Source organism: Sporichthya brevicatena (genome assembly GCF_039525035.1).
In the GTDB taxonomy this organism is placed as follows: Bacteria; Actinomycetota; Actinomycetes; order Sporichthyales; family Sporichthyaceae; genus Sporichthya; species Sporichthya brevicatena.
In genome coordinates this window covers 1-24,167 of sequence record NZ_BAAAHE010000006.1, presented here as the reverse complement: position 1 = coordinate 24,167, position 24,167 = coordinate 1, and the positions used below count along the sequence as shown (strand labels likewise).

Annotated in this window: 27 protein-coding genes and 1 pseudogene; 16 read left to right on the top strand and 12 right to left on the bottom strand. The window is 73.1% G+C overall.

Features of this window, described 5'->3' with window-relative positions:
* Positions 1-4 precede the first annotated feature (4 nt).
* Positions 5-631, bottom strand: a complete 627-nt coding sequence (locus tag ABD401_RS02770; protein ID WP_344601348.1) for an O-methyltransferase — start codon at positions 629-631, stop codon at positions 5-7.
* Between the two features lie 164 nt (positions 632-795).
* Between ABD401_RS02770 and sigE the strand changes: the two genes are divergently transcribed.
* From sigE to ABD401_RS02755, 3 genes are all read left to right on the top strand, one after another.
* A complete protein-coding gene (gene sigE / locus ABD401_RS02765; RefSeq protein ID WP_425566051.1) occupies positions 796-1,392 on the top strand; it encodes an RNA polymerase sigma factor SigE in 597 nt (198 codons plus the stop codon).
* Positions 1,389-1,982, top strand: a complete 594-nt coding sequence (locus tag ABD401_RS02760; protein ID WP_344601344.1) for a zf-HC2 domain-containing protein — start codon at positions 1,389-1,391, stop codon at positions 1,980-1,982. Before sigE ends, ABD401_RS02760 begins: the two co-directional genes overlap by 4 nt.
* A 119-nt stretch (positions 1,983-2,101) precedes the next feature.
* A complete protein-coding gene (locus ABD401_RS02755) occupies positions 2,102-2,680 on the top strand; it encodes a twin-arginine translocase TatA/TatE family subunit (protein ID WP_344601341.1) in 579 nt (192 codons plus the stop codon).
* Between the two features lie 3 nt (positions 2,681-2,683).
* Here the strand turns inward: ABD401_RS02755 and ABD401_RS02750 are convergent, their stop codons facing one another.
* The 3 genes from ABD401_RS02750 to ABD401_RS02740 are packed head-to-tail and all read right to left on the bottom strand — an operon-like array spanning position 2,684 to position 5,712.
* Complete coding sequence (locus ABD401_RS02750) at positions 2,684-3,838, bottom strand: Mrp/NBP35 family ATP-binding protein (protein WP_344601339.1); 1,155 nt, start codon at positions 3,836-3,838, stop codon at positions 2,684-2,686.
* Positions 3,839-3,857: 19 nt separating this feature from the next.
* Positions 3,858-4,376 carry a DUF1003 domain-containing protein gene (locus ABD401_RS02745; protein WP_344601337.1) on the bottom strand — a complete coding sequence of 173 codons (519 nt, stop codon included), beginning with the start codon at positions 4,374-4,376 and terminating at the stop codon, positions 3,858-3,860.
* Positions 4,366-5,712, bottom strand: coding sequence for a magnesium transporter MgtE N-terminal domain-containing protein (locus ABD401_RS02740; RefSeq protein ID WP_344601335.1), 1,347 nt, complete (start codon positions 5,710-5,712; stop codon positions 4,366-4,368). The genes ABD401_RS02745 and ABD401_RS02740 overlap by 11 nt, the downstream gene beginning before the upstream one ends.
* A gap of 147 nt (positions 5,713-5,859) precedes the next feature.
* Here ABD401_RS02740 and ABD401_RS02735 point away from each other — a divergent pair, with 147 nt between their 5' ends.
* The 5 genes from ABD401_RS02735 to ABD401_RS02715 all read left to right on the top strand — a co-directional run bounded on the left by ABD401_RS02735 (position 5,860) and on the right by ABD401_RS02715 (position 11,052).
* Positions 5,860-6,774: a DMT family transporter gene (locus tag ABD401_RS02735; protein WP_344601333.1), complete on the top strand. Its 915-nt coding sequence runs from the start codon at positions 5,860-5,862 to the stop codon at positions 6,772-6,774.
* Between the two features lie 132 nt (positions 6,775-6,906).
* Positions 6,907-7,872 (top strand): HpcH/HpaI aldolase/citrate lyase family protein, encoded by a 966-nt coding sequence (locus ABD401_RS02730; RefSeq protein ID WP_344601331.1) that lies wholly within the window; start codon positions 6,907-6,909, stop codon positions 7,870-7,872.
* Positions 7,869-8,972: a DUF2332 domain-containing protein gene (locus tag ABD401_RS02725; RefSeq protein ID WP_344601328.1), complete on the top strand. Its 1,104-nt coding sequence runs from the start codon at positions 7,869-7,871 to the stop codon at positions 8,970-8,972. Before ABD401_RS02730 ends, ABD401_RS02725 begins: the two co-directional genes overlap by 4 nt.
* A gap of 245 nt (positions 8,973-9,217) precedes the next feature.
* Positions 9,218-9,727, top strand: coding sequence for a MaoC family dehydratase (locus ABD401_RS02720; protein WP_019875706.1), 510 nt, complete (start codon positions 9,218-9,220; stop codon positions 9,725-9,727).
* A 137-nt stretch (positions 9,728-9,864) separates the two neighbouring features.
* Positions 9,865-11,052, top strand: coding sequence for a Kelch repeat-containing protein (locus ABD401_RS02715; RefSeq protein ID WP_344601323.1), 1,188 nt, complete (start codon positions 9,865-9,867; stop codon positions 11,050-11,052).
* A 19-nt stretch (positions 11,053-11,071) separates the two neighbouring features.
* Here ABD401_RS02715 and trmB read toward each other — a convergent pair whose 3' ends face one another.
* Entirely contained in the window at positions 11,072-11,740 is a 669-nt protein-coding gene (trmB, locus tag ABD401_RS02710) for a tRNA (guanine(46)-N(7))-methyltransferase TrmB (protein WP_344601321.1), read from the bottom strand.
* The gene (locus ABD401_RS02705; protein WP_344601319.1) at positions 11,737-12,141 is read right to left on the bottom strand and encodes an NUDIX hydrolase; all 405 of its coding nucleotides are present in this window, start codon (positions 12,139-12,141) and stop codon (positions 11,737-11,739) included. The genes trmB and ABD401_RS02705 overlap by 4 nt, the downstream gene beginning before the upstream one ends.
* Before the next feature lie 137 nt (positions 12,142-12,278).
* Here ABD401_RS02705 and ABD401_RS02700 point away from each other — a divergent pair, with 137 nt between their 5' ends.
* Positions 12,279-12,941 (top strand): DUF6758 family protein, encoded by a 663-nt coding sequence (locus ABD401_RS02700; protein WP_344601317.1) that lies wholly within the window; start codon positions 12,279-12,281, stop codon positions 12,939-12,941.
* A gap of 7 nt (positions 12,942-12,948) precedes the next feature.
* On the opposite strand, the gene ABD401_RS02695 is transcribed toward ABD401_RS02700, so the two are convergent.
* Both ABD401_RS02695 and ABD401_RS02690 read right to left on the bottom strand, forming a co-directional pair.
* A complete protein-coding gene (locus tag ABD401_RS02695) occupies positions 12,949-13,407 on the bottom strand; it encodes an ATP-binding protein (protein WP_344601313.1) in 459 nt (152 codons plus the stop codon).
* A 125-nt stretch (positions 13,408-13,532) separates the two neighbouring features.
* On the bottom strand, positions 13,533-14,396 hold the full coding sequence (locus tag ABD401_RS02690; RefSeq protein WP_344601311.1) for an alpha/beta fold hydrolase: 864 nt from the start codon (positions 14,394-14,396) through the stop codon (positions 13,533-13,535).
* Positions 14,397-14,495: 99 nt separating this feature from the next.
* Between ABD401_RS02690 and ABD401_RS02685 the strand changes: the two genes are divergently transcribed.
* From ABD401_RS02685 to ABD401_RS02670, 4 genes are all read left to right on the top strand, one after another.
* Positions 14,496-15,269: a ParA family protein gene (locus ABD401_RS02685; protein WP_344601309.1), complete on the top strand. Its 774-nt coding sequence runs from the start codon at positions 14,496-14,498 to the stop codon at positions 15,267-15,269.
* 36 nt (positions 15,270-15,305) lie between these two features.
* Entirely contained in the window at positions 15,306-15,641 is a 336-nt protein-coding gene (locus tag ABD401_RS02680; RefSeq protein ID WP_344601307.1) for a hypothetical protein, read from the top strand.
* Positions 15,642-15,857: 216 nt separating this feature from the next.
* Positions 15,858-16,037, top strand: coding sequence for a hypothetical protein (locus ABD401_RS02675; RefSeq protein ID WP_344601305.1), 180 nt, complete (start codon positions 15,858-15,860; stop codon positions 16,035-16,037).
* A gap of 77 nt (positions 16,038-16,114) precedes the next feature.
* Positions 16,115-18,562, top strand: coding sequence for a DUF6923 family protein (locus ABD401_RS02670; protein ID WP_344601303.1), 2,448 nt, complete (start codon positions 16,115-16,117; stop codon positions 18,560-18,562).
* Positions 18,563-18,594: 32 nt separating this feature from the next.
* On the opposite strand, the gene ABD401_RS02665 is transcribed toward ABD401_RS02670, so the two are convergent.
* Positions 18,595-20,235, bottom strand: coding sequence for a DEAD/DEAH box helicase (locus tag ABD401_RS02665; RefSeq protein ID WP_344601301.1), 1,641 nt, complete (start codon positions 20,233-20,235; stop codon positions 18,595-18,597).
* 109 nt (positions 20,236-20,344) lie between these two features.
* Here ABD401_RS02665 and ABD401_RS02660 point away from each other — a divergent pair, with 109 nt between their 5' ends.
* Positions 20,345-21,037, top strand: a complete 693-nt coding sequence (locus ABD401_RS02660; protein WP_344601299.1) for a ferritin-like fold-containing protein — start codon at positions 20,345-20,347, stop codon at positions 21,035-21,037.
* Positions 21,038-21,055: 18 nt separating this feature from the next.
* Here the strand turns inward: ABD401_RS02660 and ABD401_RS02655 are convergent, their stop codons facing one another.
* The 3 genes from ABD401_RS02655 to ligD form a co-directional block, all read right to left on the bottom strand.
* Positions 21,056-21,283, bottom strand: coding sequence for a DUF3107 domain-containing protein (locus ABD401_RS02655; RefSeq protein WP_344601297.1), 228 nt, complete (start codon positions 21,281-21,283; stop codon positions 21,056-21,058).
* 147 nt (positions 21,284-21,430) lie between these two features.
* On the bottom strand, positions 21,431-22,060 hold the full coding sequence (locus ABD401_RS02650; protein WP_344601295.1) for a TetR/AcrR family transcriptional regulator: 630 nt from the start codon (positions 22,058-22,060) through the stop codon (positions 21,431-21,433).
* Positions 22,061-22,138: 78 nt separating this feature from the next.
* Entirely contained in the window at positions 22,139-23,071 is a 933-nt protein-coding gene (gene ligD, locus ABD401_RS02645; RefSeq protein WP_344601293.1) for a non-homologous end-joining DNA ligase, read from the bottom strand.
* A 102-nt stretch (positions 23,072-23,173) separates the two neighbouring features.
* Here ligD and ABD401_RS02640 point away from each other — a divergent pair, with 102 nt between their 5' ends.
* Positions 23,174-23,719 carry an RNA polymerase sigma factor gene (locus ABD401_RS02640; protein ID WP_425566048.1) on the top strand — a complete coding sequence of 182 codons (546 nt, stop codon included), beginning with the start codon at positions 23,174-23,176 and terminating at the stop codon, positions 23,717-23,719.
* A pseudogene (locus ABD401_RS02635) lies at positions 23,712-24,167 on the top strand (hypothetical protein); the annotation flags it as partial. The gene ABD401_RS02640 and the pseudogene ABD401_RS02635, both read left to right, overlap by 8 nt.

Below are 24,167 nucleotides of genomic sequence, written 5' to 3'. Positions count from 1 at the left end.
CCCGTCAGCGCGCGGGCCGCTTCGTCGCGGCGAGGAGGCCGGTGCCGATCGGGAGCAGGACGGGGGCGAAGTCCTCGCTCTCGACGAGGCTCTGACCGAGTTCGCGCATGGCCGCAGCGCCGCGGCCGGTCGGGTCGGCGAAGACGACGACACCGCCGTCGCGGAGCAGGCGGGGGGCCTCACGGGAGAAGTCGGCGTAGGAGAGCGGGTCCGCGCAGACCGACATCAGGTCGTAGCCGCCGTCGGTGAGGCGGGGGAGGACCTCGATCGGGCGGCCCGCGATGAGGCGCGCGCGGTTCGCGGGGACGCCGGCCTCGGCGTAGGCGGTGCGGGCGGTGCGCTGGTAGTCCGGGTCCGGGTCGACCGAGGTCAGCACCCCGTCCGGGCGCATGCCGCGCAGCAGCCAGATGCCGGTGACGCCGGTGCCGGTGCCGACCTCGACCACCGAGCGGGCGTCCAGGAGGGCGGCGAGGAAGCGCAGTGCCGCCCCGGCGGCCGGCGGGAGCACCGGCAGACCGTTCTCGGCGGCGCGGGCGCGTGCGGCCCGCAGGACGTCGTCCTCGGCGAGAAAGGCATCGGCCAGGGCGGCCGTCGCCTGGGCGTCGAGGTGCTCGGTGCCGATGCCCGCCATGAAACTTCCTCGCGCTTGTGGGCCGTTCGTGGTCTGCAGCCTACTGACCTGGGCAGGAACGATCTGCAGGGCGCGCGCGTTGTGTTGCTACCGGGCCGATCCCGCGCTCACAGGCCGCGCACAGAGCGGCACGCCAGGGTGGGACTCCGCGTCCGGAGAAGGAGATCACGGTGGACACAGCCCGGCCAGCTCCCGGCGGTGGAGCCGCGCAGGGTGACTGGGTGCCCCCCAGTTGGGAGGAGATCGTCCGGACGCACTCCGCGCGGGTGTACCGGCTCGCCTACCGCCTGGCGGGGAACCAGCACGACGCCGAGGACCTGACGCAGGAGGTTTTCGTCCGCGTGTTCCGTTCGCTGTCGACCTACCAGCCGGGGACGTTCGAGGGGTGGCTGCACCGCATCACCACGAACCTGTTCCTTGACATGGTCCGGCGCCGGCAGCGGATCCGGTTCGAGGGCTTCCCGGAGGACGCGCACGAGCGTCTGCCCGGCCGTGAGCCCTCGCCGCAGCAGCTGATCGACGACCAGGGCTTCGACGCCGACATCCAGTACGCGCTCGACCAGCTGCCGCCGGAGTTCCGCGCCGCCGTCGTCCTCTGTGACATCGAGGGCCTGTCCTACGAGGAGATCGCGGCCACGCTCGGTATCAAGCTGGGCACGGTCCGCAGCCGTATCCACCGGGGACGGGCGCAGCTGCGCGCCGCGCTGGAGCACCGTCAGGCCGCCACCGGCCGGCCCGCGGCCCTGGAGGTCGCGACGTGAACCACCTCGGAGACCGGCTCGCCGCCTACGTGGACGGCGAGCTGCCGCGCGTGACGCGGGAGCTGATCTCCGCGCATCTGCTGATGTGCAGTAGCTGCCGGGCGGCCGTGGAGGCCGAGTCCCGCACGAAGTCGGGTCTGACGCGCCTGTCGGCGCCGGACCCGTCCGCGAACCTGATGGGCGCGCTGCTCGACCTCGCGGCCCCCGGGGAGCCGTTGCCACCGCGCCGCCGCCCGCTCGGCGCGGAACCGGCTCCCCGGCCCGTCCCGGTCGGCAAGCCCGTCCGTGTCGCGTTCCTCGGGGTGGCCGAGCCGGCGATCCCGTACGCGACGCGGGGCTCGCGGGTGCGCCGGTCGCTGCTCGCGGCCGGGGCGATGGGGATCGCCGCGGTGAGCCTGGCGTCGGCGCACGCCCAGAACGCCGGGAACCCGGCCCCACCCGGCGGGAGCTCGTTCGCCCAGGTGGTGGGGCCCCAGTCCCCGGGCTCGGAGCCCGCCCCGCACGTGTTCCCGGCCCCGAGCGTCGTGCCCCAGGTGGAAGGTCCGCCCGGCGTCGAGGTGTTCTACGGGCACACCCACACCGTCCGCTGATCGTCCGAACGGGTCGCTTGGGCGACTGAGCGTGACCGGACCGCTGACGAGCGCACTTTCCCGGTCTACCCTGTGGGCGGCTCCCGGTCTGCCCGGCGGGAGCGGGTAGGAGAGATCACGTGTTGGACATCAGTGGCTGGGAGTTCATGACTCTCGGCGTCATCGCCGTGATCGTCTTCGGCCCGGACAAGCTGCCCAAGTTCGCGGCGGACGCCGCCAAGCTGATGAAGCAGGTCCGGGGATACGTGAACGGCGCCAAGGACGAGCTCACCCGTGAGCTCGGGCCGGAGTTCGCCGACGTGAAGGTCTCCGACCTGACCCCGCGCGGGATGATGAAGAAGGCGCTGGGCCCGGACGACCCGTTCGAGGAGCTCCGCCAGACCATCGACATCCGCAAGGACGTGGATCAGTTCCGCGATCTCCGCAACCCCATGCAGTTCGGGGCGCCGAAGCAGGAGGAGGAGTCGCGGACCCAGAGCAAGGCCGACGACGCGTCCAGCACCTCGGCGATCGGCAAGCGGCAGGTCGAGGCCGCCCGCGCCGCCAACGCCGCCGCGAGCTCCAACGGTTCCACGAGTCGCGCGGCCGCCCCGATGGCCAACGGCGCCACGAACGGTGCCGCGAACGGTGTCGGTCCGCGGGCGTCACGGGTGCTCGCGGAGAACGAGATCCCGCCGATCGACCTCGACGCGACCTGAGGTCTAGCGACCGACCGGGGTGAGCCCGAGCGACCGGCCGGCGAGACCGCGGGAGCGGTGTCCGAGCCGGGTCGCGATCGAGCGCAGGACCTGCGAGGCGGGTGCCTCGGGGTCGGCGACGGCCAGCGGCTTGCCCTCGTCGCCGCCCTCGCGCAGGCGCGGGTCGAGGGGGATCTCGCCGAGGACGGGGATGTCGTGCCCGAGCAGGCGCCCCAGTCCCTCGGCGACGCGGCGGCCACCGCCGCTGCCGAAGATCTCCAGGCGGTGCTCCTTGCCCTCCGCGGTGCAGTGCGGGCAGGGCAGGTAGGACATGTTCTCGACCACGCCGGCGATCTGCTGGTGGGTCTGCGTCGCGATCGAGCCGGCGCGCTCGGCCACCTCGGCGGCGGCCTGCTGCGGCGTCGTCACGACGAGGATCTCGGCGGTCGGCACGAGCTGCGCGATCGAGATCGCGATGTCGCCGGTGCCCGGGGGCAGGTCCATCAGCAGGACGTCGAGGTCGCCCCAGAAGACGTCGGCGAGGAACTGCTGCAGCGCCCGGTGGAGCATCGGGCCACGCCACACGACGGGGGTGTTGCCCTCGACGAACATGCCGATGGAGATGACCTTCACGCCGTTCGCGGACGGCGGCATGATCATGTTCTGGACCTGCGTGGGCCGGCCGTTGGCGCCGAGCATGCGGGGGATCGAGTGGCCGTAGATGTCGGCGTCCAGGACGCCGACGTTCAGGCCGTCGGCCGCCATCGCCGCGGCGAGGTTCACCGTGACCGAGGACTTGCCGACGCCGCCCTTGCCGGAGGCCACCGCGTAGACGCGGGTCATCGAGCCGGGCCGCGAGAACGGGATCTCCTTCGCCGGGACACCGCCGCGGAGCTTGGTCTGCAGCTCCTCGCGCTGCTCGGCGGTCATCACGTCGAGCGTCAGACGGACGTCGGTGACACCGGGCACCTTGGTGACCGCGGCGGTGACGTCGCGGGTGATGGTGTCGCGCAGCGGGCAGCCGGCGACGGTGAGCAGCACCGTGACGGAGACCACACCGTCGGCGGCGACGTCGACGGCCGCCACCATGCCCAACTCCGTGATCGGCTTGTGGATCTCGGGGTCGTTGACGGTGGCCAGTGCGGCGCGGACGGCCTCGACCGACGGTGCAGAAGACATGCCCGCATCGTATGTCCCGCTACTCGGTCGCGCGTTCGGCGCGGGCCCTCCGGTCGCGTTCGTCCAGGTCGTCGAGCATGCGGCCCAACTCCGAGCGCAGGAAGTCACGGGTCGCGACCTCGCCCAACGAGTTACGCATCGCGGCGATCTCGCGCGTCAGGTACTCGGTGTCGGCGATGTTCCGCTCGGTCCGTGTGCGGTCCTGCTCGTAGGTGACGCGGTCGCGGTCGGCCTGCCGGTTCTGCGCGAGCAGGATCAGCGGCGCCGCGTACGAGGCCTGCAGCGAGAGCATCAACGTCAGGAAGATGAACGGGTAGTCGTCGAACCGCCAGTCGCCCGGCAGGACCGTGTTCCACACGAACCAGGTCACGACGAACACGGTCATGTAGCCGATGAACTTCCACGTGCCGAGGAAGCGGGCGAAGCGCTCGGCGAACGCGGCGAAGGTCTCGGCGTCCCACTGGGGTCGCTTCGGCAGCCGCCCCGGCTGACGGGGCTGGTCCAGTCGGTCGCGCGGCTCGCGCCAGTCAGGAGCCATGGCGCTTCCTCGGCCGGTAGACGCGGATCTCGCCGGTGGTGTCCGGGCTGAAGGAACGGCCTTCGGCCCCGGCGTCGTCCTCGTCGGGCTCCTCGGCGGTCTCGGCGTTGCGCCAGTCCTCCGGCAGCAGATGGTCGAGGACGTCGTCGACGCTGATGACGCCGACGAGGCGTCGCTGCGCGTCGACGACGGGGGCCGCGACCGCGTTGTAGGTCGCGAGGTAGCTGGCGACGTCGGAGAGCATCGTCTCCGGGCGCAGCGTCTTGAGTTCCTTGTCGAGCACCGAGGACACGAGGTCGCCGGGCGGGGTGCGCAGCAGGCGCTGGAAGTGGACGGCGCCGAGGAACTTCCCGGTCGGGGTCTCGAGCGGGGCGCGGCAGACGTAGACCAGCGCCGCCATCGCCGGCGTCAGCTCCGGGTTGCGGATCGCCGCGAGCGCCTCGGCCACGGTCGCGGTCGGCGGCAGGATCACCGCCTCGGTCGTCATCAGACCGCCGGCGCTGTGGTCGGCGTAGCTGAGCAGCTGCCGGACCGGCGCGGCTTCCTCCGGCGCCATCATCTCGAGCAGCTTCTCGGCCTCGTGGGTCGGCAGGTCGCCGAGGAGGTCCGCGGCGTCGTCGGGCTGCATCGCCTCGAGGACGTCGACCGCGCGCTGCTCGTCGAGGAGGCCGACGATCTCGACCTGATCCTCCTCCGGGAGTTCTTCGAGGACGTCGGCGAGCTTGTCGACGTCGAGCGCCGAGGCGACCTGGGCGCGGCGCTCGGGCTTGAGGTCGTGCAGGACGTTCGCGAGGTCGGCGGGGCGCAGGTTCTCGAACGCGGCGAGCATGTTCGCCGCGGCCTGGGTCGACTGCCCGGCCGTCAGGCCCTCGACGCTGTCCCAGGCGACGGTCAGGGTCTCGCCGCGCCGGCGCAGCTTGCCGCCGCCGCCCTTGCGGACGTGCACCTTCGACAGGACCCAGTCGAGGTTGCGGGTCATCTCCATGCCGATGTCGATGACCGTGACCTCGTCGCCGGTGGCGGTGAGCCGGACCTTGCGGTCCAGCAGTTCCGCGAGCACCAGCGTCTCGTCGTTGCGCTGCTCGAAGCGGCGCAGGTTGACCACGCCGGTCGTGATGACCTGGCCGCGGTCCATCGAGGTGACCCGGCCCATCGGCACGAAGATCGGGCGGCGCATGCCCACCTCGACCACGAGGCCGACCACGCGCGTGACCTCCCCGGCGGGCCGCAGTGCCGCGACGGCGTCGCGGACGCGTCCCACCTGGTCACCACGGGGGTCGAAGACGGCCAGCCCGGCGAGCCGGGAGACGAAGACCCGTGTGGCGGCACCGGACATGCGTGCCTCCCCGCGGGTTGGGCGCGCCGTCGCCGCGCATGGACGCAGCGCCTGGACCTGCGCATACGGAACGTTCGGCCCAGGTTATCCGCCCGCACGCGGCCCGCGGCGCAGCGCGGGGCGCGTCCGGCACGAATAATCGCCCGGATGGACTCCCGCCACGCCCGCGCGGACCTCGTGGTCCTCGGTGTCGCGGTGGCGGCGGTGTCGACCTCGGGGCCGATGATCGCCGCGATCGGCGCCCCGGCGCTGGCGATCGCGTTCTGGCGCAACGCGATGGGATCGGCCGCGATCGGGGCCGCCGCGGTGGTCCGCCCGGCCGTCCGCGCGCAGTACCGGGCGCTGACGCGGCGTGAGATCCGCCTGATCACCGTGTCCGGGCTGCTGCTCGGGGTCCACTTCCTGTGCTGGACGCCCAGCCTGACCTACACGACGGTGGCCTCGGCGACCGCGCTCGTGTGCGCCCAGCCGGTCTGGGCCGCGCTCGGCTCCCGGCTGCTCGGGCGGCCGGTCTCGCGGCAGACCTGGTGCGGCATCGCGCTCGCCCTCGCCGGCGTCCTGCTGCTGACCGGCGCCGACCTCGCCGTCTCCGGCCGCGCAGTCTGGGGTGACGTGCTCGCGATCGCCGGCGGGATGCTCGCCGCCGCCTACACGACCGCGGGGGAGGAGGTCCGGCGCACCGTCTCCACGCCGGTCTACACCTCGCTCTGCTACGGCGTGGCCGCGGCGTCGACGCTGGTCGTGTGCCTGGCGGCTCGCGTCGACCTCGGCGGGTACGACGGCGAGACCTGGCTGCGGATCGCCGCGCTCACCCTGACCGCGCAACTGCTCGGGCACACGATGTTCAACCGGGTCGTGGGGCGCGTCGGCGCCACCGTGGTCTCGACGGCGATCCTGCTCGAGGTGCCGCTGGCCGCGATCCTCGCCGCGGTCTTCCTCGACCAGGCCCCACCCGGGACCGCCCTCCCGGCCGGTCTGCTGCTGCTCGCGGGCGTCTACGTCGTCGTCCGCGCCGAGGGACAGGCGCGGGCGGAGCAGCAACCGAACCTCCCTGTGGACTGAGTCACAATCCGTGCCGGACCTGGGCGTTCGGGCCCATCGATGGTTGCGGGGAGATTGGGGCCGCTCCGAGCCCGGCCGTTAGGCTGCGCCGCAGTCGCCCCCGGTCCCGTTTTCGAGAAGGTGCAGCGTCCAATGGCCGAAACTGCGAACCTCCGCCCGCGCCGGTCCTGCCTGGCGGTGCCCGGCAGCAGCCCGAAGATGCTCGGCAAGGCGCAGGGCCTGCCCGCCGACATGGTCTTCCTCGACATCGAGGACTCGGTCGCGCCGCTCGCGAAGCCCGAGGCGCGCAAGAACATCGTCGCCGCGCTCAACGAGGGCGACTGGGGCAACAAGGTCCGCACCGTCCGCGTCAACGACCTGACGACGTCGTGGACCTACCGCGACGTCATCGAGGTCGTCGAGGGCGCGGGTGCGAACCTCGACTGCATCATGCTGCCGAAGGTCCAGACCGCCGAGCAGATCGTCACGCTCGACACCCTGCTCACGCAGATCGAGAAGACGATGGGCTTCGAGGTGGGCCGGATCGGCATCGAGGCGCAGATCGAGAACGCGCTCGGCCTGTGCAACGTCGACGCGATCGCGGCGGCCTCGCCCCGCGTCGAGACGATCATCTTCGGCCCGGCCGACTTCATGGCCTCGATCAACATGAAGTCGCTCGTCGTGGGTGAGCAGCCCCCCGGTTACGACGTCGGCGACGCGTACCACTACATCCTCATGCGGATCCTCATGGCGGCCCGCGCGCACGACAAGCAGGCCATCGACGGTCCGTACCTGCAGATCCACGACGTCGACGGCTACCGCCGCGTCGCCGGCCGGTCCGCCGCTCTCGGCTTCGACGGCAAGTGGGTCCTGCACCCCGGTCAGGTCGAGGCGGCGAACGAGGTGTTCTCGCCGTCGCAGGAGGACTACGACCACGCCGAGCTCATCCTCGACGCGTACGAGTACTACACCTCCGAGGCCGGCGGTAAGCGCGGTGCGGTCATGCTCGGCGACGAGATGATCGACGAGGCGTCCCGCAAGATGGCGCTCGTCGTCGCCGGCAAGGGCCGCGCGGCCGGGTTCTCCCGGACCTCGAAGTTCGAGCCGCCCGCCGAGTGAGCCACGACGCCGCGATCGAGGAGCACCTCCGCTCACAGGCCGCGGCGTGCGGCGACATCGGGTCGCCGATGTACGAGGCGCTGCTGACCTTCGCCGCGGACGACTTCGCGGCCGGGGGACCGGTCGCGGCGGTGTGCGCGGACTGGACGGGTGACCCCAGCCCCGCCGTGCTCGCGCTGCGGCTGGTGGGCACCGTGCACCGGTTCGCGCTCGCCGGCGAGGCACCGGAGCTCGCGCGGTTCTACCCGAGCGTCGCCGGTGCGGACGTCGCGCCGTTCGAGCCCGACGCGGCGTGGGCGGCGTTCCGGGACGTCCTGGCGTCGCGGCCGGACGACGTCCGCGCGGGCCTGGTCTCGCCGCCGCAGACGAACGAGGTCGGCCGCTCGGCGTTGCTGATCGGCGGGTTGCTCGCGCTGCGCGCGCGGGTCGACCTCCCGGTGCGGCTGGTCGAGATCGGGGCCTCCGCGGGGCTGAACCTGCGCCCGGACCTCGTCCGCATCGACCTCGGCGAAGGCCGCGGGATCGGGCCCGTCGACTCGCCAGTGACGCTCCGTCAGCCGTGGGAGGGCGAGCTCCCGCCCCTGGACCGTCCGCTCGAGATCGTCGAGCGGATCGGCACCGACCTCGATCCGGTGGACGTCGCCACCGAGGCCGGTCGGCTGCGTCTGCTCTCCTACGTCTGGCCCGACCAGGTGGAGCGGTTCGAACGCCTGCGCGGTGCTCTCGCCCTCGCGGACGCCGTGCCCGTGCCGGTGCGCCGCGAGAGCGCCGTGGACACCGTCGCGGGCCTGGAGCCCGTGCCCGGCGCCGTGACGGTCGTCTGGCACTCGGTGATGCAGCAGTACCTCCCGGCCGAGGTGCGGGCGGGGCTCGAGGCCGCCTTCGACGCCCTCGGCTCCCGCGCGAGCGCGGACGCCCCGGTGGCGCGGCTGTCCTTCGAGGGCCGCCCCCGCACCGTGCCGCCGGGGGTGGAGTTCGCCCTCACGCTGCAGTCCTGGCCCGCCGATGACCCCGACGCCCCCGCGTCGCTCCACCTCGCCTCCGGCCACCCCCACGGCGACTGGGTCACCTGGCACCCCCGCCCCCTGCACTGGAGATGACATCTCTTGTGCAGTGCACAAGAGATGTCATCTCCACGGCCGGGCGGGTCGGTGGAGATGACATCTCCACCGGTGGTCAGGTGCGGGCGCCGTCGACGACGGTCATCAGCGCCAGGGCGCGGCGCTGGAACTCGAGGTGCCGCATCCGTCCAGCCGAAGACGGCCGGCGCGGACCGGGGACAGGGCGGCGACGGGCGCTGGGGCAGGATGTCCCGCGACATCGACGCAGCAGGAGGACGCGGGACATGCAGTTCGGGCGGACGTACGAGGAGTTCGAGGTCGGCGCGGTCTACAAGCACTGGCCAGGAAAGACCGTCACGGAGTACGACGACCACCTGTTCTGTCTGCTCACGATGAACCACCACCCGCTCCACATGGACATCAACTACGCCGAGAACACGACGGACTTCGGCAAGAACGTGGTGGTCGGGAACTACATCTACTCCCTGCTGCTCGGCATGTCCGTCGAGGACGTCTCCGGCAAGGCGATCGCGAACCTGGAGATCTCCTCGCTGCGGCACGTCGCGCCGACGTTCCACGGCGACACGATCTACGGCGAGACGACCGTCCTCGGCAAGAACATGACCTCGAAGCCGGACCGCGGGGTCGTCGAGGTCGAGACCATCGGCTACAAGCAGGACGGCACGATCGTCTGCATCTTCCGTCGCAAGGTCATGGTGCCGACGCAGGAGTACCTCGACGCTCGCGGCGGGGACCAGCCCGGCCGGCCGACCCCGATTCCGCGGGAGAAGTGAGCCGGTCCGCCTGAGTCGCGCGACAAGCGGTAGCAAGGCGGTCACACTGGGAGGGTCCGTCCCGAAGCGAACGTTCGGAGCTCGCCCTGCGTCCTCGGTGCATGCGTCCCTCGGCGGTGACCGCTGTGCTCCCGGGCGTGCTCGCTGCCGTACTCGCGCTGGCGGGCTGCAGTTCCGACGGCCCGTCGGCGGACGCGGCCCGGGCCGGGGCGACGAGCACCGCGGCACCGAGTGACCCGGCGGTCACCCCGACCGCGAGTCCGGCGCTGCGCTGGCAGAAGCTGCCGGCGCCCCCGCTCAGCCCCCGCACGGGCGTGATCGCCGTCGCCGTCGCCGACCGTCTGCTGGTGGTCGGCGGCGACGACGGCCCGCCGTGCCCGCCGAACGCGGACTGCGCGGCGACCCCGGCCCCGCTCCGCGACGGCGCCGTCTACGACGCCGCCGCCGGCGAGTGGACGACGCTCCCCGAGGCGCCGCTCGGCCTGCTCAACCAGTTCCCGTCCACCGTGGCCGGGGACGTGCTCTACGTCCTCACCGACACGGCTCTGGTTTCCTTCGACGCCGCGGCGAACGCCTGGGACACGCACCCGCTGCCGGCGACCGACCGCCGGGACGTCCGGCTCGCCGCGCTCGGGAACCGCGTCGCGGCGGTCGCCGGGGAACGCGTCGAGGAGACCAGCGGCGAGGACGCGGCTGACGAGATCTTCGACCCCGCGACGGACACGTGGTCGCGGCTGCCGGTCGACCCGCTCGGCCCGAGCTTCGACCGAGTGCTGACCGACACCCCGGCCGGCGCCGTGCTCACCGCGAAGGAGAGCGTGGAGGCGCCGGGGTCCACCGCCCCGCCGATCGTGCGGGCGGCGCTCCTCGACCCGGACCTGACGACCTGGACGCGACTGCCGGACAGCGAGCTCATCGGTGGTTACCGCTGGGCGTGGACGGGGGAGCGCATGGTCGACCCCACCCTCGGCGAGGCCGACGGCGGCGCCGTGGACAACTGGGGCCGGAGCCTGCCCTACGGCGGCACGTTCGACCCGGCGACCCAGACCTGGGGCCGCTTCGTCGAGGCGCCCGACGCCTACTCCGGGGGCTGGGCGGTCGAGGCGCTCGGCGGGCCGGTGTCGGCCTCCGGTGGCTGGCTCTACGACGACCGCACCGCGGAGTGGTCCGTCCTCACCGCGCCCGACGGGGCACCGGGGCTGCCCGGCGCCGCGGTGTGGGTCGGGGACACCCTCTACGTGGTCGGCGGCCAGTTCGACGGCCGCTCCGGCTCGGCCGCGCTCACGGCGGACGTCTGGGCGCTCACCGTCGACGGCACCGACTGACAGACCGTCAGGTCGGTCGTCAGGTCTGCCTGGTCCACGCCATCGAGTGGACCGTCCGCCCGGCGGCGCGGGCGCGGCGCCCGTACTTGGTCTCGGGCACCTCGGGGGCCGGAATCTCCTGCAGGGCCGGGATGTCCGCCGTCGTCTCACGCACCGACCCGGCGTAGGTGTCGTTGTCGATGACGACGTGGAGCACACCGCCCGGGCGCAGCAGTTCGGTGATCCGCGCGAGCACGGTCGGCCGCAGCAGCCGGCGGGCGGCGTGCCGCCGTTTCGGCCACGGGTCGGGGTGGAACGCCTGCACGAGCTCCAGCGAACTCGGCGTCAGAGCCGGGAGCAGCGCCGTGACATCCGCGGGGAGAACCCGCACGGTCCCGTCGTCGAGGCCGGCGTCGACGAGGGCGTCCATCGCCCGCAGCTGACCGGGGGAGTGGACGTCGACGCCGAGCACCCGGGCGTCGGGTCGGGCCTGGGCGAGCGCGAGGAGCGACTCCCCGTACCCGAAGCCGATGTCGAGCACGGTCGGTGCCCAGGCCGCGGCGGTCGCGGGGTTGGGGAGCGCGAGCGCGGCGGCGCGCTCGGCGAGCCGGGCGCGGTGCTCGTCGGACATCCGGCCGCGGTTGCGCCAGCTGCGCGGCTGGAACGGCCCCGGGGGCGGCGGGCCCGGGGTGGAGACGCTGGGGCTCACGCGGGCAGCACTCCCCAGGAGCTCAGGGTGTCGATCAGCCCGGGGACGACGTCGAGCTGCAGGAGTTCGGCGCGGCTGACCCACCGCACGGCGTCGGCGTCGTCGCCGGCGACGAGGTCGCCGCCGAGCGGGGCGCACGCGTAGTCGCGGACGTCGAAGACGAGGTCGCCGGCCGGGATCTCGACCGTCCCGACGCGGACGCCGACCGCCACGATCAGGCCCGTCTCCTCCAGCACCTCGCGGCGGACCGCGTCGAGGTCGCTCTCGGCGCCCTCGACCCGCCCACCCGGCAGGGACCAGCGCCCGGCGCCCGGCGGGTTGACCCGGCGCACCACGAGCAACCGGTGGTCGTCGTCGTGGACGACGGCCCCGACGCAGGGCACGCGGACGGTTCGCAGCACCCGGTCACTGTAGGCGGCGACGGAGGCGGGCACCGGTGGTGCCGGAAACGCGGACGGTTGACGACGCAGCGTTGCGGGGAGGAGCGTGGGGTCATTCCACGTCGTGCCCGTCCGGGCGGAACTGGGGGTGCTCAGCGGTGAGCGGCCACCCCTCCTGCGCGCGCTGCGGCCGCCCCGTCCGGGCCCCGGGCATCTGGTCGAACTCCTGGCGCTGCGAGGTGCACGAGGACGTCGAGCCGCTCGCTCCCGTCGGCCTGCCCACCCGGGAGCGCATCGAGCGCGAACTCCACGCGGGTCCGTCCCCGGACGTGCCGTTCTGGCTGCCGTGGCCGCTCCCGACCGGGTGGCTCGCCACCGGCATCACGCACGCCGGCGACGACCGCCACGGCGTGCGCGCGACCGCGGTCGCCTTCACCGGTCCGAATCCGGTCGGCGGACCGGCCGATCTCGTGATCGTCGCCGAGGAGCCGGGGGTCGGCCTGGGAGCGCGCTGCGCGGGCCTGGCCGGTCCCGACCCCGGCACCGACATCGCGACGCAGGTTCCGCACGCCAAGATCGCCGCCGCCGGCCACCCGACCGCGCTGTGGTGCGTGCCGGGTGCGCCGGACCGCGCGGTCTACGTCGGGGAGGCGCTCGGGTGCTGGCTCTGGCTGATCCTGACGCCGGCGTCGGCCGGCGCGTTGGTGGCCGACCACATCACGCTGATCGACCTGCGTGACGCCCCGTGCGACCTGGACCTGCCCCTGGGGCCGGCCCTGACGACGTTGCCGAGCGGCCCGGACGGACCCGAGCAGACCTGACGAACTGTCAGGCCGCGACGACCTCGTCGGAGCTCTCGACCGCGGAGGCGGTGTCCTCGGGGGCCTCGGCGGCGGGCTCGATCGCCGGCGACGCCGGCTCCAGGTCCAGCTCGAACCAGACCTGCTTCTCCCCGCCGAACTCGGACCAGCCCCACCGGGCGGCCAGCGCGTCGACGATCATCATCCCGCGGCCGTGGGTGCTGTCCGGCGCCGCGCGACGCAGCCGCGGCGGCTCGCCGCCCCGGGCGTCGTGGACCTCGACCCGCAGGGTCGAGCCCTCCTGCTTCGCGACCATCCGCATCGGCTGCGCGCCGTAGCGCAAGGCATTGGTGACGAGCTCGCTGACGAGGAGCGGCGCAACGCCGCCGTCCTCCGGCATACCCCAGCGCTGCATGCACGCGCTGATCAGGTTCCGTGCCCGCTCGACCTCACCCGGGTCGTTGCGCAGGGCAGTGCGAAGCTCCACCGGTTGTCTTTCCTTCCGCGCCGCTCAAGGAACTCGTTCATGGTGCCGGGGTGTGGAGCGCGGCGCAGGCGCTTGTCCGAATCGGTACCCGAACGGCCGAGACCACATCGGACCAAAAGAGATCGTCACGGGAGGGTCGAGATGAAATCGATCATGAGACGGGCGAAGGCCTCAGGTGCCTGCACCGCGGGGGAGTGCGCGGCGTCGGCGATCACCTCGTGCCGGGCGCCCAACCGCGCGGCCATGGCGGCCTGCTCGGCGGGCGGCCAGATGAAGTCGTCCTCGCCGTAGGCGACCAGCAACGGGACGCCGGTGGCGGCGAGATCGGCGCTGCGGTCCGGGGTGTCGAGCAGGATCGTCGCCATCCCGATCAGGCTCGCCTTCGCCGAGGAGCGGAAGCGGCGGCCCATGAAGTCGACGACGTCGCTGCCGACGCCGGTGTACTCGTCGTTCGCCTCGGCCATCGAGGAGATGAACGTCCAGATCTCCGGGAGCTCCATCTCGGCCAGCAGCTCGAGGAACATCTGACACCGCGTCGCCTCCGGCCCGGCGATCGCGCCGGGGCCCGAGCACAGCAGGGTCGCCGACCGGATCGCGGCCGGGTCCTCGATCACCGCGGCACGGACGGCGAGGCCGCCGAACGAGTGCCCGACGAGGTGGACCGGGCCGTCCTCGAGGGCGCGGGCGACGGCGACGACGTCCGCGCCGAGGGCCTCGATCGTGTACGCCGCGGGGTCGTCGGGGCCGGGCGTCTCGAACTGGCCGCGTTGGTCCACCGCCACGGCCCGGTACCCGGCGCTCGCCAGCGGCTCCAGGGCGGTGATGAAGTCCTCCTTCGACCCGGTGAAGCCGGGGACGAGCAGGACGGTGGCGGCCGCCGCGGCGCCGTCCGGGGGCGTGGCGTCGTGCACCGCGAACGGGCCGCGGTCGGTGTCGAGGAGGTAGGCCTTCGCGCAGTCCGGCAGGCGCAGGTGGGGAGGTGTGCTCACGGGCGGTCACGTTAGTCCGGTCACAGTGCGCGGCGTGTCGGTGTGATCCACGTCGGCGTGCGGTTCGGGCGCTATCCGACGTAATGTCCGGGCGGCAGAATGTGGGGGGTGACCCGGACCCTTGCCGTCGCCAACCAGAAGGGCGGCGTCGCGAAGACCACGACCGTGGTCTCGCTCGGGGCCGCCCTGAACGAGTTCGGCCGTCGTGTCGTCGTCGTGGACCTCGACCCCCAGGCGTGCCTGACGTTCTCCCTCGGGCTCGACCCGGACTCGCTGCAGCTCTCGGTGCACGATGTGCTGCTCGGGCGGGTCCCGGCGAAGACCGCCCTGCACCCGGTCGCGGACGGGTTCGACCTGCTGCCGGCGACGATCGACCTCGCCGGGTCCGAGGCGCTGCTGATGACGCGTACGGGCCGGGAGTTTGCGCTGCGCTCGGCCCTCGCGGAGCTCGCCGCCGACTACGACGTGATCCTGCTCGACGCCCCGCCGGCGCTCGGGGTCCTCACGCTGAACGCACTCACCGCGGCCGACTACGTCCTGATCCCGCTGCAGTGCGAGACCCTCTCGCACCGCGGGGTCGGTCAGTTGCTCGACACCGTCGGTGACGTCCAGCGGATCACCAACCGCGACCTCAGGGTGCTCGGCGTCCTGCCGACGCTCTTCGACGGCCGCACGACGCACTCGCGCGCGGTCATCGCGGACGTGGCGCAGCGCTACGGCGTCGCGGTGCTGGAGCCGCCGATCCCGCGCTCCATCCGGTTCGCGGAGGCGCCGGCGGCCGGCAAGTCCGTGCTGTCGACGGCGAAGTCGTCCAGCGGCGCCCAGGCCTACCGCGAACTCGCGGACCGGCTGATCAAGGACGGGGTGCTCTGAGGCGTCCGGGCCTCGGAGCGAGAGAAGGGTGAGCGCATGAGCGACTTCGACCGGCTGCGTCCGCGTTCGGGGAGCGCGGCCCGTCCGGCCGCTCCGCGTTCGGGGGCCGTGCCCAACCCCCGACCCGACCGGGAGGGCAAGCGCGCCCTGTTCTCCGTCGAGACCCCGCCCCCGGCCCCGCCGGTCGCCCGCGGGGCGCTGCAGCTGACCTGCTCCGGCTGCGGCTCGGTCTCCGCGCTGAGCCCGCGGCAGGCCCTGCTCGCTGCCCTCCCGAGCATCCACCTCCCGATCCTGCGCGGGAAGTACCCCTCGTGGATGCGCTGCCCCGCGTGCCGTCGCCACCAGTGGGTCCGGGTCGACCTCCGCCGCTGAGTGCCGCGACCGCGGTCACCTACCGTGAACGCGAAGGGTTTTTAAGTCCCACTCATTTGGCGCAACACGCTCGATCCTGATCGGGTTGCCTACGTAGCGTTACGCCCCGATTGCCCGGGCCCATCCCGGGCGACGTCTGGGGGGCGCTGCCGCCGCGGCGCTTGATGGGGGGTTGCCGTGCGCCCGTTCGCGACGGCTCGGAAGACACAGATCGCGATGCTCACGGGCGCCCTGCTCGCCGGCGGCCTGGTCGCCGTCGGGGCGGACGCCGCCCCCGCGGGACCGAGCGGGCCGACCGCCGCCGCGGCCCCCGGGATCCCCGAGGCGCCGGTCGTGATCTTCCACGAGGATTCGAGAACAACCCGCCCGGGCCCGGGCAGCCGGCGCGGGCACTGACCGCGTACGTCGGCGCCAACGGCGAGACCTACTCGGCCGAGCACGGCTGGGCCCTCCCCGAGGGGTGCAACGGGTTCGTGCTCAACGGCGAGGAGACCAATCCGGTGGGCGGCGCCTGCTCGAGTTACGGCAGTCTGCAGGCCTTGGCCGCGAACCTGGGCGAGCTCAACGGGACGGTGCCGCCTGGGCAGAATCACGCCGTCGCCGCCTTCACGGACAACGAGGGGACCTCGCCGGCGAACGCGGCTGTCCTGCGCACGTCAGCGCCGCTGCCGCTGTCGGTGACCAACCGCTTCCTCACGTTCGGTGTCAGCGTCGCGGTGACGAACTGCACCGCGAGTGCTGCCGACCCGCAGCCGCGCCTGAACTTCTTCCTCGTGGACGACGCGACGCTGATCCCCGTCAACGACACCGCCCTGAATCCCTGTGCCGGCGGGGGCGCCAGGGCGACCGTGCGGATGGACTCCGACAACTCGGTGCTCTTCACCGGCACCGAACTCGGCCTGGTGATGCAGAACGAGAACGGGACGGCGGGCGGCAACGACTTCGCCTTCGACGACATCCGGATCCTCGACGCGACGCCGTCGCTCGACAAGGAGTTCGTGCCGGCGGCGATCCAGACGGGGCAGACCGGTCGGGTGCGGTTCACGATCACGAACACCACGGAACAGGCGGCGAAGGAGAACTGGTCGTTCACGGACACCCTGCCGACCGGGATGACGGTCGCATCGCCGGCGAACGCCGTGACCGACTGCGCCGACGGGGTTGTCACTGCGGACCCGGGAACGACCTCGATCGCGCTGGCCGGTGACCTCGAGGCGGGCGACACCGCCTGCACGCTCGAGGTGGACGTGGCGGTGACCGGCGCCGGCTCGTACGTCAACGCGCCGGGTGACGTGACGGCGACGGGTCTGAACCCGCCGGAGGGCGCGACGCTGACGGTCACGGACCCGACCCCGTTCGACTGCCTGGCGCCGCGGATCTTCCTCGCGCAGAAGAACGACACGCAGCTGGACTCGCTGAGCCCGGGGTCGACCGACGTCACCCCGGTCAGCCCGGCCACGACCGGCGTCACCTACAACGCGATCGCGATGAACCCGCAGGACAACCTGATCTACGCGATCCGGATCGACGCCGGCGGGCAGTGGAACCTGCTCCGCATCGACGGGAACGGTGTGGTGGCCGACCTCGGCCCGACCACGGTCGGGTGGGTGAACTCGGCCGCGTTCGACGACGCCGGCAACCTCTGGGTCTTCAACAACTCCACCGGCGCCACCTTCCGCGTCGACGTCGCGACTCGCGCGGCAACGGCGGTGACGCGCACCGAGGCCGGTCCCGCCACCGGGGGCGGGTTGCCGCCGGACGTGGCGTGGGTCGGCGGCGCCTTCTGGGGAAAGATCGCCGGCGCGGACCGGTTCGTGCGGATCCAGACCGACGGGACCACGAGCCGCTTCGAGGGTGGCGACGTGATCCCGGCCGGGGCCACGACCGGCGTCGCCTGGACCTACGGCAACGGCAACCTGGGCCTGTCGAACAACACCAACGGCGACATCTACCAGGTCGCGATCGGCGCCGCGAACTCGGCGACGCCGACGTTCACCCGGGTGTCGACGCAGACGGGCCCGGGGTCGTCCAACAACGACGGCACGGCCTGCCCCGGTCAGCCCGTGAACCTCGCGATCACCAAGAGCGCGAGCCCCGCGACGGTGCAGCCGGGGCAGCCGGTGACCTACACGCTCACGGTCACCAACCACGGACCGGGCCACAGCTCGGGCTACGTGGTCAACGACCAACTGCCGGCGGGTCTGGCGGACGCGACGACGACGACCCCCGGGTGCACGATCGACTCGGGCGCCCTGCACTGCGTCGGGTCGCCGCTGCCGGCGAACCAGAGCCACGTGATCACCTACGGCGGCACGGCCCCGGCGACTCCGGGCTCGCTGCTGAACTCCGCGACGGTGACCGGCAACGAGGAGGACCCGACCCCGGGCAACAACACGAGCGGGATCACCACACCGGTCGTGGTGCCGACCCCGACCCCGACCCCGACCCCGACGCCCAAGCCGCCGACGACGACGCGGCAGCGTCCGGACCTGTCGGTCGTGGTGAAGGCGCCGGCGTCGGTGCGCCCGGGTGGCGGCATCTCGCTGAAGCTGAAGATCCGTAACCACGGGCCGGGCCGCAGTACGGACGGCGTGCTGAAGTACAAGCTGCCCAAGGGGATGACGTCGGCGAAGCTGAAGTTCCCGAAGGGCGTGACGTGCTCGACGGCGAAGCAGACCGTGACGTGCAAGCTCGGGACGATCCGCGCCGGCAAGGGCCTGACGATCTCGGTGATCGGCAAGGTCGGCCGCAACGCCAAGGGCGCCCTCAACAACAAGGCCCGGGTCTCGGCTCCGGGGGACCCGAACGTGCGGAACAACCAGAACACCGCACGGACCCGGATCGTCCCGGGTCGCGGCTACGGCGCCTGCAGCGTCGGCGGCGCGAACGCACCGGACGACGTCGACGTCACCGGCTGCTGACAGCGCAGGCCGGCAACGGTTCTGACTGAACGTCAGTCGGTAGCGGCGTCGCCTTCCGAGGCGGCGCCGCTGCGGGTGCGCCGACGGCTGCGGGTGCGGGTCCGCGCCGGGGCGTCGCCGCCCTCGGCCGCCGGACCACCGGCGGGGGCGGACTCGGCCGGGGCGCTGCTGCCCTCGGCGCCCGCCTCGACCGGCTGACCGCTCCGGGTACGGGTCCGCGTGCGGTTGCGCTTCGGTCGCGGCTTGCGGGGGCCGGGGTCCTCCTCGGCGCGGCCGCGCGGCGTGACCGGGCCACGGCCGCCGCCGGACTTGCTGCGGTTGCGCCCGGTCTCGCCGAGGTCCTCGACCTCCTCGGCGTCCAGGCCGGCGCGGGTCCGGGCGGCACGGGGGAGCGTGCCCTTGGTGCCCTCGGGGATGCCGAGTTCGGAGTACAGGTGCGGGGACGTGGAGTAGGTCTCCGCCGGGTCGCCGAGCTCGAGGCCGAGGGCCTTGTCGATCAGCTGCCAGCGGGTCATGTCGGACCAGTCGACGAACGTCACCGCGACGCCGGTCCGGCCCGCGCGGCCGGTGCGGCCGATGCGGTGCACGTAGGTCTTCTCGTCGTCCGGGCACACGTAGTTCACGACGTGGGTGACGTCGTCGACGTCGATGCCACGGGCGGCGACGTCGGTCGCGACGAGGATGTCGACCTTCCCGGAGCGGAACGCGCGCAGTGCCTGCTCGCGGGCGCCCTGGCCGAGGTCACCGTGGACGGCGGCGGAGGCGAAGCCGCGGTCGGCGAGGTCGTCCGAGACCTGCTGGGCGAGCCGCTTGGTCGGGCAGAACACCATCGCGAGCTTGCGGCCCTCGGCCTGCAGGATCCGCGCGAGGCACTCGATCTTGTCCATCTTGTGCGTGCGGTACACGTGCTGCTCGGTCAGCGGGACGGTGGTCTCGTCGCCCGAGGCCTCGGCGCGGATGTTCGTCGGCGTCCGCAGGTAGCGGCGTGCCATCGCGAGGACCGGGCCGGGCATCGTCGCCGAGAACAACATGCTCTGGCGGCTCGCCGGGGTGTCCTCGATGAGGCGCTCGACGTCCGGGAGGAAGCCCAGGTCGAGCATCTCGTCGGCCTCGTCGAGGACGAGCGACTTCACGTGCTTGAGGTCGAGGTGACGCTGCTTGCGCAGGTCGAGCAGGCGACCGGGCGTGCCGACGACGACCTCGACACCGGCCTGCAGCGCGGCGACCTGCGGCTCGTAGGCGCGGCCGCCGTAGATGGCGGCGACGCGGACGCCGCGGCGCTTGCCGGCGACCAGCAGGTCGTTCGCGACCTGCGTGCACAGCTCGCGCGTCGGGACGATCACCAGCGCCTGCGGCTTGCCGAAGTCGACCAGCTCGGACCACTCGTCGTCGAGCGGGGCGACGACCCGCTGCAGCAGCGGGATGCCGAACGCGAGGGTCTTGCCGGTGCCGGTGCGCGCCTGGCCGATGACATCCGTGCCGGTCAGCGCGATGGGGAGGGTCAGTTCCTGGATCGGGAAGGCGTTGACGATGCCCTCGTCAGCGAGGGCGTCGACGATGGCCGGGATGACACCGAGCTCGGAAAATGTGGTCAGAGGGATTCGCCTACTTCGTTTCGGCCGTCCTTCGTGGACGGCGACGGGGAGTGACCGCCGTGAACGAAGCGGTCCCACGCGCGACGACGCCGCGCGCTGTGCGTACGAGGGGGTACGGCGAGCCACCGGGAGCGGCCGACGCCTGTTACACCTGTTGCCAGCATAGCGGCTCACCTAGGCTCGCCCCGTGAACGCGGCGGGGGACCGGGGTCCGCAGGCCGGCCCGGACGAGGCCGTCGTCGACCTGCTGGGCGTCATGGCGTGCGGAGAACTGCTCGCGTTCGAGCGTCTGGCGCACGACGCGGCGCTCGCGCCGACGATCGAGGACAAGGCCGAACTCGCCCGCATGGCCGTGGCGGAATTCACCCACTTCACCACGCTGCGGGAGCACCTGGTGAAGATCGGCGCGGACCCGGCGGCCGCAATGGCGCCGTTCGTGGAGCCGCTGGGGGACTTCCACCGCCGGACCGCGGCCTCGAACTGGCTGGAGGGCCTGGTCAAGGCGTTCGTCGGTGACGGCCTCGCCGCCGACTTCTACCGGGAGATCAGCGGGTACCTCGACCCGGCGACCGCCGGCCTGGTCCAGGAGGTCCTCGCCGACAGCGGGCACTCGGCGTTCGCCGTCGAGCACGTCCGGGCGGCCATCGACGCCGACCCCCGCGTCGCCGGCCCGCTCGCGCTGTGGGGCCGGCGGCTCATGGGCGAGGCGCTGACGCAGGCCCAACGCGTCGCCGGGGAGCGCGAGGCGCTCGCCGCGCTGATCGTGGGCGGCAGCGGCCCGGACCGGCCCGGCATCGACCTCAACGAGATCGGCGCCATGCTCGGCCGGTTGACCGCCGCCCACAGCGAGCGGATGGCGGCGCTGGGGCTGGAGGCCTGAGCCCGCCCGGGGACGGAGTTAGAGCGCGCCGAAGCCCACGCGCCGGGTCTCCGGCTCGCCGATCTCGACGTAGGCGACCTTCGAGGTCGGGACGACGACCTTGCGGCCGCGCTCGTCGACCAGCGTGAGGACCCCGTCGGGGTTCGACAGCGCGCTGTTGATGACCGACTCGAGCTCCTCGGCGCTGAGCGGAGACTCCACGGCCAGCTCGCGCGGCGAGTGCTGAACCCCGACCTTGATCTCCACGGGCCCTCCGAAACTCTGTGGCGCTCGACGGAGCGCTCGGCAAATCGCGCTGCCGAGGCTACTGGGTGGCGCGCCCCGGTGACGGCCGGTGGGGGCCGCGTTCGCCCAGGGCGCAGGGACCCAGCATCCGGACGGGCGTGCGGACGGTCAGTGCTCGTCGGTCCGCGGGAAGCCGCGGATCCCGCGCCACGCGAGGGAGGCGACGAGGTCGATGGCCTGCTCGCGGGGGAGGGGCTCGCCGTTCGCGGCCCACGTCCGGGCGGTTACCTGCGCGATCCCGGCCAGGCCGGCCCCGAGCAGCCGGGCCTCGGCGTCCGGCAGGCCGGTGTCGGAGGCGATGACCTCGGCGGCGATCTCGGCGCACTGGCGCTCGACGGCCTCCAGGCGGTCCCGGACCTCGGGCTCACCGATGAGGTCGGACTCGAAGACGAGGCGGAACGCGCCGGTCTTGTCCTCGACGAACTCGTAGTAGGCCGCGACCGTCGCGCGGACGCGCTCCTTGTTGTCGTCGGTGGCGGACATCGCCGACCGGACTGCCTCCATCAGGGAGGCCGCGCTCTCGTCGAGCAGCGCCAGGTAGAGGTCACGCTTGCCCGGGAAGTGCTGGTACAGCACGGGCTTGCTGACGCCGGCCTTGTCGGCGATGTCGTCCATCGCGGCCGCGTGGTACCCCTGCGCGACGAAGACGGACAGCGCGGCGTCGAGCAGCTGGCGGCGCCGCGCGTTGCGCGGCAGCCGGCCCGCCCGGGGCGGCTGGCTCTCCTCGATGGCGCTCACCTGGGATTCCCTTCGTTCGCTGAGGCGAACTCTACCCGCCGGTAACCACGGCGCACCGGATTCGTCCGTCCGGACGGCTCAGGGCAGGCGCACGTCCGCGGTCAGCAGCGGGGCGAACAGGTCGCCGAGCTCGTCGACGCGCGCGAGGACCTCGGGGGCGGTGAACGCGAGCTCGCGGCCCTCGGCCGCCTCGGCGACCTCGTCCCAGGTCACCGGCGTCGACACCGTCGGGCGGACGCGGGCGCGCAGCGAGTACGGGGCGACGGTGGTCTTCGCCGCGGCGTTCTGGCTCCAGTCGATGAGGACCTTGCCGCCGCGCAGGGCCTTCTCCATGCGGTGGACGACGAGCTCGGGGTGCGCCTCCTCCATCGCGACCGCGAGGTCCTTGGCGAAGCCGTGCGTGCGGCCGGGGTCGGTCTCGGCGAGACCCACGTAGAGCTGCATCCCCTTGGACCCGGAGGTCTTCGCCAGGGCCTCCAGCCCCAGGTCCGCGAGCACCTCCCGGAGCATCAGCGCGACCTGGGCGCACTCCGCCAGCGCCGCGGGAGCGCCGGGGTCGAGGTCGAAGACCAGGCGGTCGACGCCGTGCACGCCCCCGCGGGGGCCGACCGTCCACTGGTGGACGTGCAGTTCCAGCGCGGCGAGGTTGGCCAGCCAGATCAGCGTCGGGACGTCCTCCACGACGACGAAGTCGATGGTCTCCCGGCCGCGGGAGCTGCCCGGGGTGGGCAGCGTGACCGTCCGGACCCATTCCGGCGTCGCCTTCGGGGCGTTCTTCTCGAAGAAGGAATTGCCGTCGACGCCGTCCGGGAAGCGCACCCGCGTCGCGGCCCGACCGGCCAGGTGCGGGAGCAGCACCGGGGCGATCCGGGAGTAGTAGTCGATGACCTCGCCCTTGGTGAACCCGGTGGCCGGATAGAGCACCTTGTCCAGGTTCGACAGCTGCAGCCGGCGGCCCTCGACCTCGACCGCGATCTTCTGGGCCTGCTTCGAACCCGCCATGGCACCCATGCTCGCAGGCCGATCTTCGGTAGCGTCCAGCCTGAATCGCGGCGGGCACCGAACGTTTTCGCCCTGTCCTGCGTCCTCGCCATGTGACCTGGGGGGAGAACGGTGACCGGAAACGGTCGCGGGAAGGCGCCCGGCGGCCCGCCGCCGGGTGGCGACCCGCTCCCGACCGAGGGTGTGGGCCGCGTGCGTGCGGTCCTCGCCCTCGGTGGGGTGCCGAGGTCCGAGCTGGACGACGGCGTCCAGCAGGTCCGACTGCGGTTGCTCGAGCAGGCGGCCCGGCCGGGGCAGGAGCCCATCCGGGACCCGGTGGCCTGGGCGGTCGTGGTGGCCTCACGCGTGGCGATCGACTGGCACCGTGGGGTGAAGCGGGACGACGGGCTGCGCGAGCGGCTCGCCGCCCGGTGGACGTCCCCGCCGGAACCGGCGCCCGAGGACCGGGTGCTGGCGATGGCGGTCGCGGCGGGGCTCGACGCCCTGCCGGACCAGCACAAGCAGGTCCTCGTGCTGCGGTTCTACGCGGACCTGCCGGTGAAGGACATCGCCCTGGCGCTCGACGTCCCCGAGGGCACCGTGAAGAGCCGGCTGCACGCGGCCGTGAACGCGATGCGCGAGCGACTGCGCGAGACGGAGGTGATCGACCATGAGTGACCAGCGCCCCGGGGTGGACCCCGAGGAGTACGCGGCCGCCCTGGATCGCCTCCTGGACGGCCTCGAGGGCACCGCCCCGGCCGACGCCGCCGTGCGGGCCGACACCGACGCGATCGCCCGCGCGCTGGGCCTGATCGGCGGCGCCCTCGCCGCCGAGGAGAGCGGGGCCGCCGCGGCGCCGCTGCCCCCGGCCGCCGCCGGCGGGACCGTCGTCGCGATGAGCTCCTGGCGTTCCAAGCTCAACCCGCGCGTCCTCGCCGCGGCCGCCTCGCTGGTGGTCGTGCTGGGCGTGGGCGTGCCGCTCGCCGTGACCTCCACCGGCGGGTCGAGCTCGAACGACACGACGACGGCGCTCGGGGTGCCCGAGTCGGCCGCCGACCGGGCCGCGGGCTCGCCGCTCGCTGTGCCGGCGCCCGCCGACGCGTTCACCGAGGACCCGGGCGGGCGT

Bases quoted from the DNA above. Each gene is read 5' to 3' on its own strand.
- ABD401_RS02750 (WP_344601339.1), bottom strand. From the start codon at position 3,838: ATGTCTTCTGCACCGTCGGTCGAGGCCGTCCGCGCCGCACTGGCCACC.
- ABD401_RS02685 (WP_344601309.1), top strand. From the start codon at position 14,496: ATGTGGGGGGTGACCCGGACCCTTGCCGTCGCCAACCAGAAGGGCGGC.
- ABD401_RS02740 (WP_344601335.1), bottom strand. From the start codon at position 5,712: ATGTCCGGTGCCGCCACACGGGTCTTCGTCTCCCGGCTCGCCGGGCTG.
- ligD (WP_344601293.1), bottom strand. From the start codon at position 23,071: ATGGGTGCCATGGCGGGTTCGAAGCAGGCCCAGAAGATCGCGGTCGAG.
- ABD401_RS02770 (WP_344601348.1), bottom strand. From the start codon at position 631: ATGGCGGGCATCGGCACCGAGCACCTCGACGCCCAGGCGACGGCCGCC.
- ABD401_RS02680 (WP_344601307.1), top strand. From the start codon at position 15,306: ATGAGCGACTTCGACCGGCTGCGTCCGCGTTCGGGGAGCGCGGCCCGT.
- ABD401_RS02675 (WP_344601305.1), top strand. From the start codon at position 15,858: ATGCTCACGGGCGCCCTGCTCGCCGGCGGCCTGGTCGCCGTCGGGGCG.
- ABD401_RS02730 (WP_344601331.1), top strand. From the start codon at position 6,907: ATGGCCGAAACTGCGAACCTCCGCCCGCGCCGGTCCTGCCTGGCGGTG.
- ABD401_RS02720 (WP_019875706.1), top strand. From the start codon at position 9,218: ATGCAGTTCGGGCGGACGTACGAGGAGTTCGAGGTCGGCGCGGTCTAC.
- ABD401_RS02745 (WP_344601337.1), bottom strand. From the start codon at position 4,376: ATGGCTCCTGACTGGCGCGAGCCGCGCGACCGACTGGACCAGCCCCGT.
- ABD401_RS02735 (WP_344601333.1), top strand. From the start codon at position 5,860: ATGGACTCCCGCCACGCCCGCGCGGACCTCGTGGTCCTCGGTGTCGCG.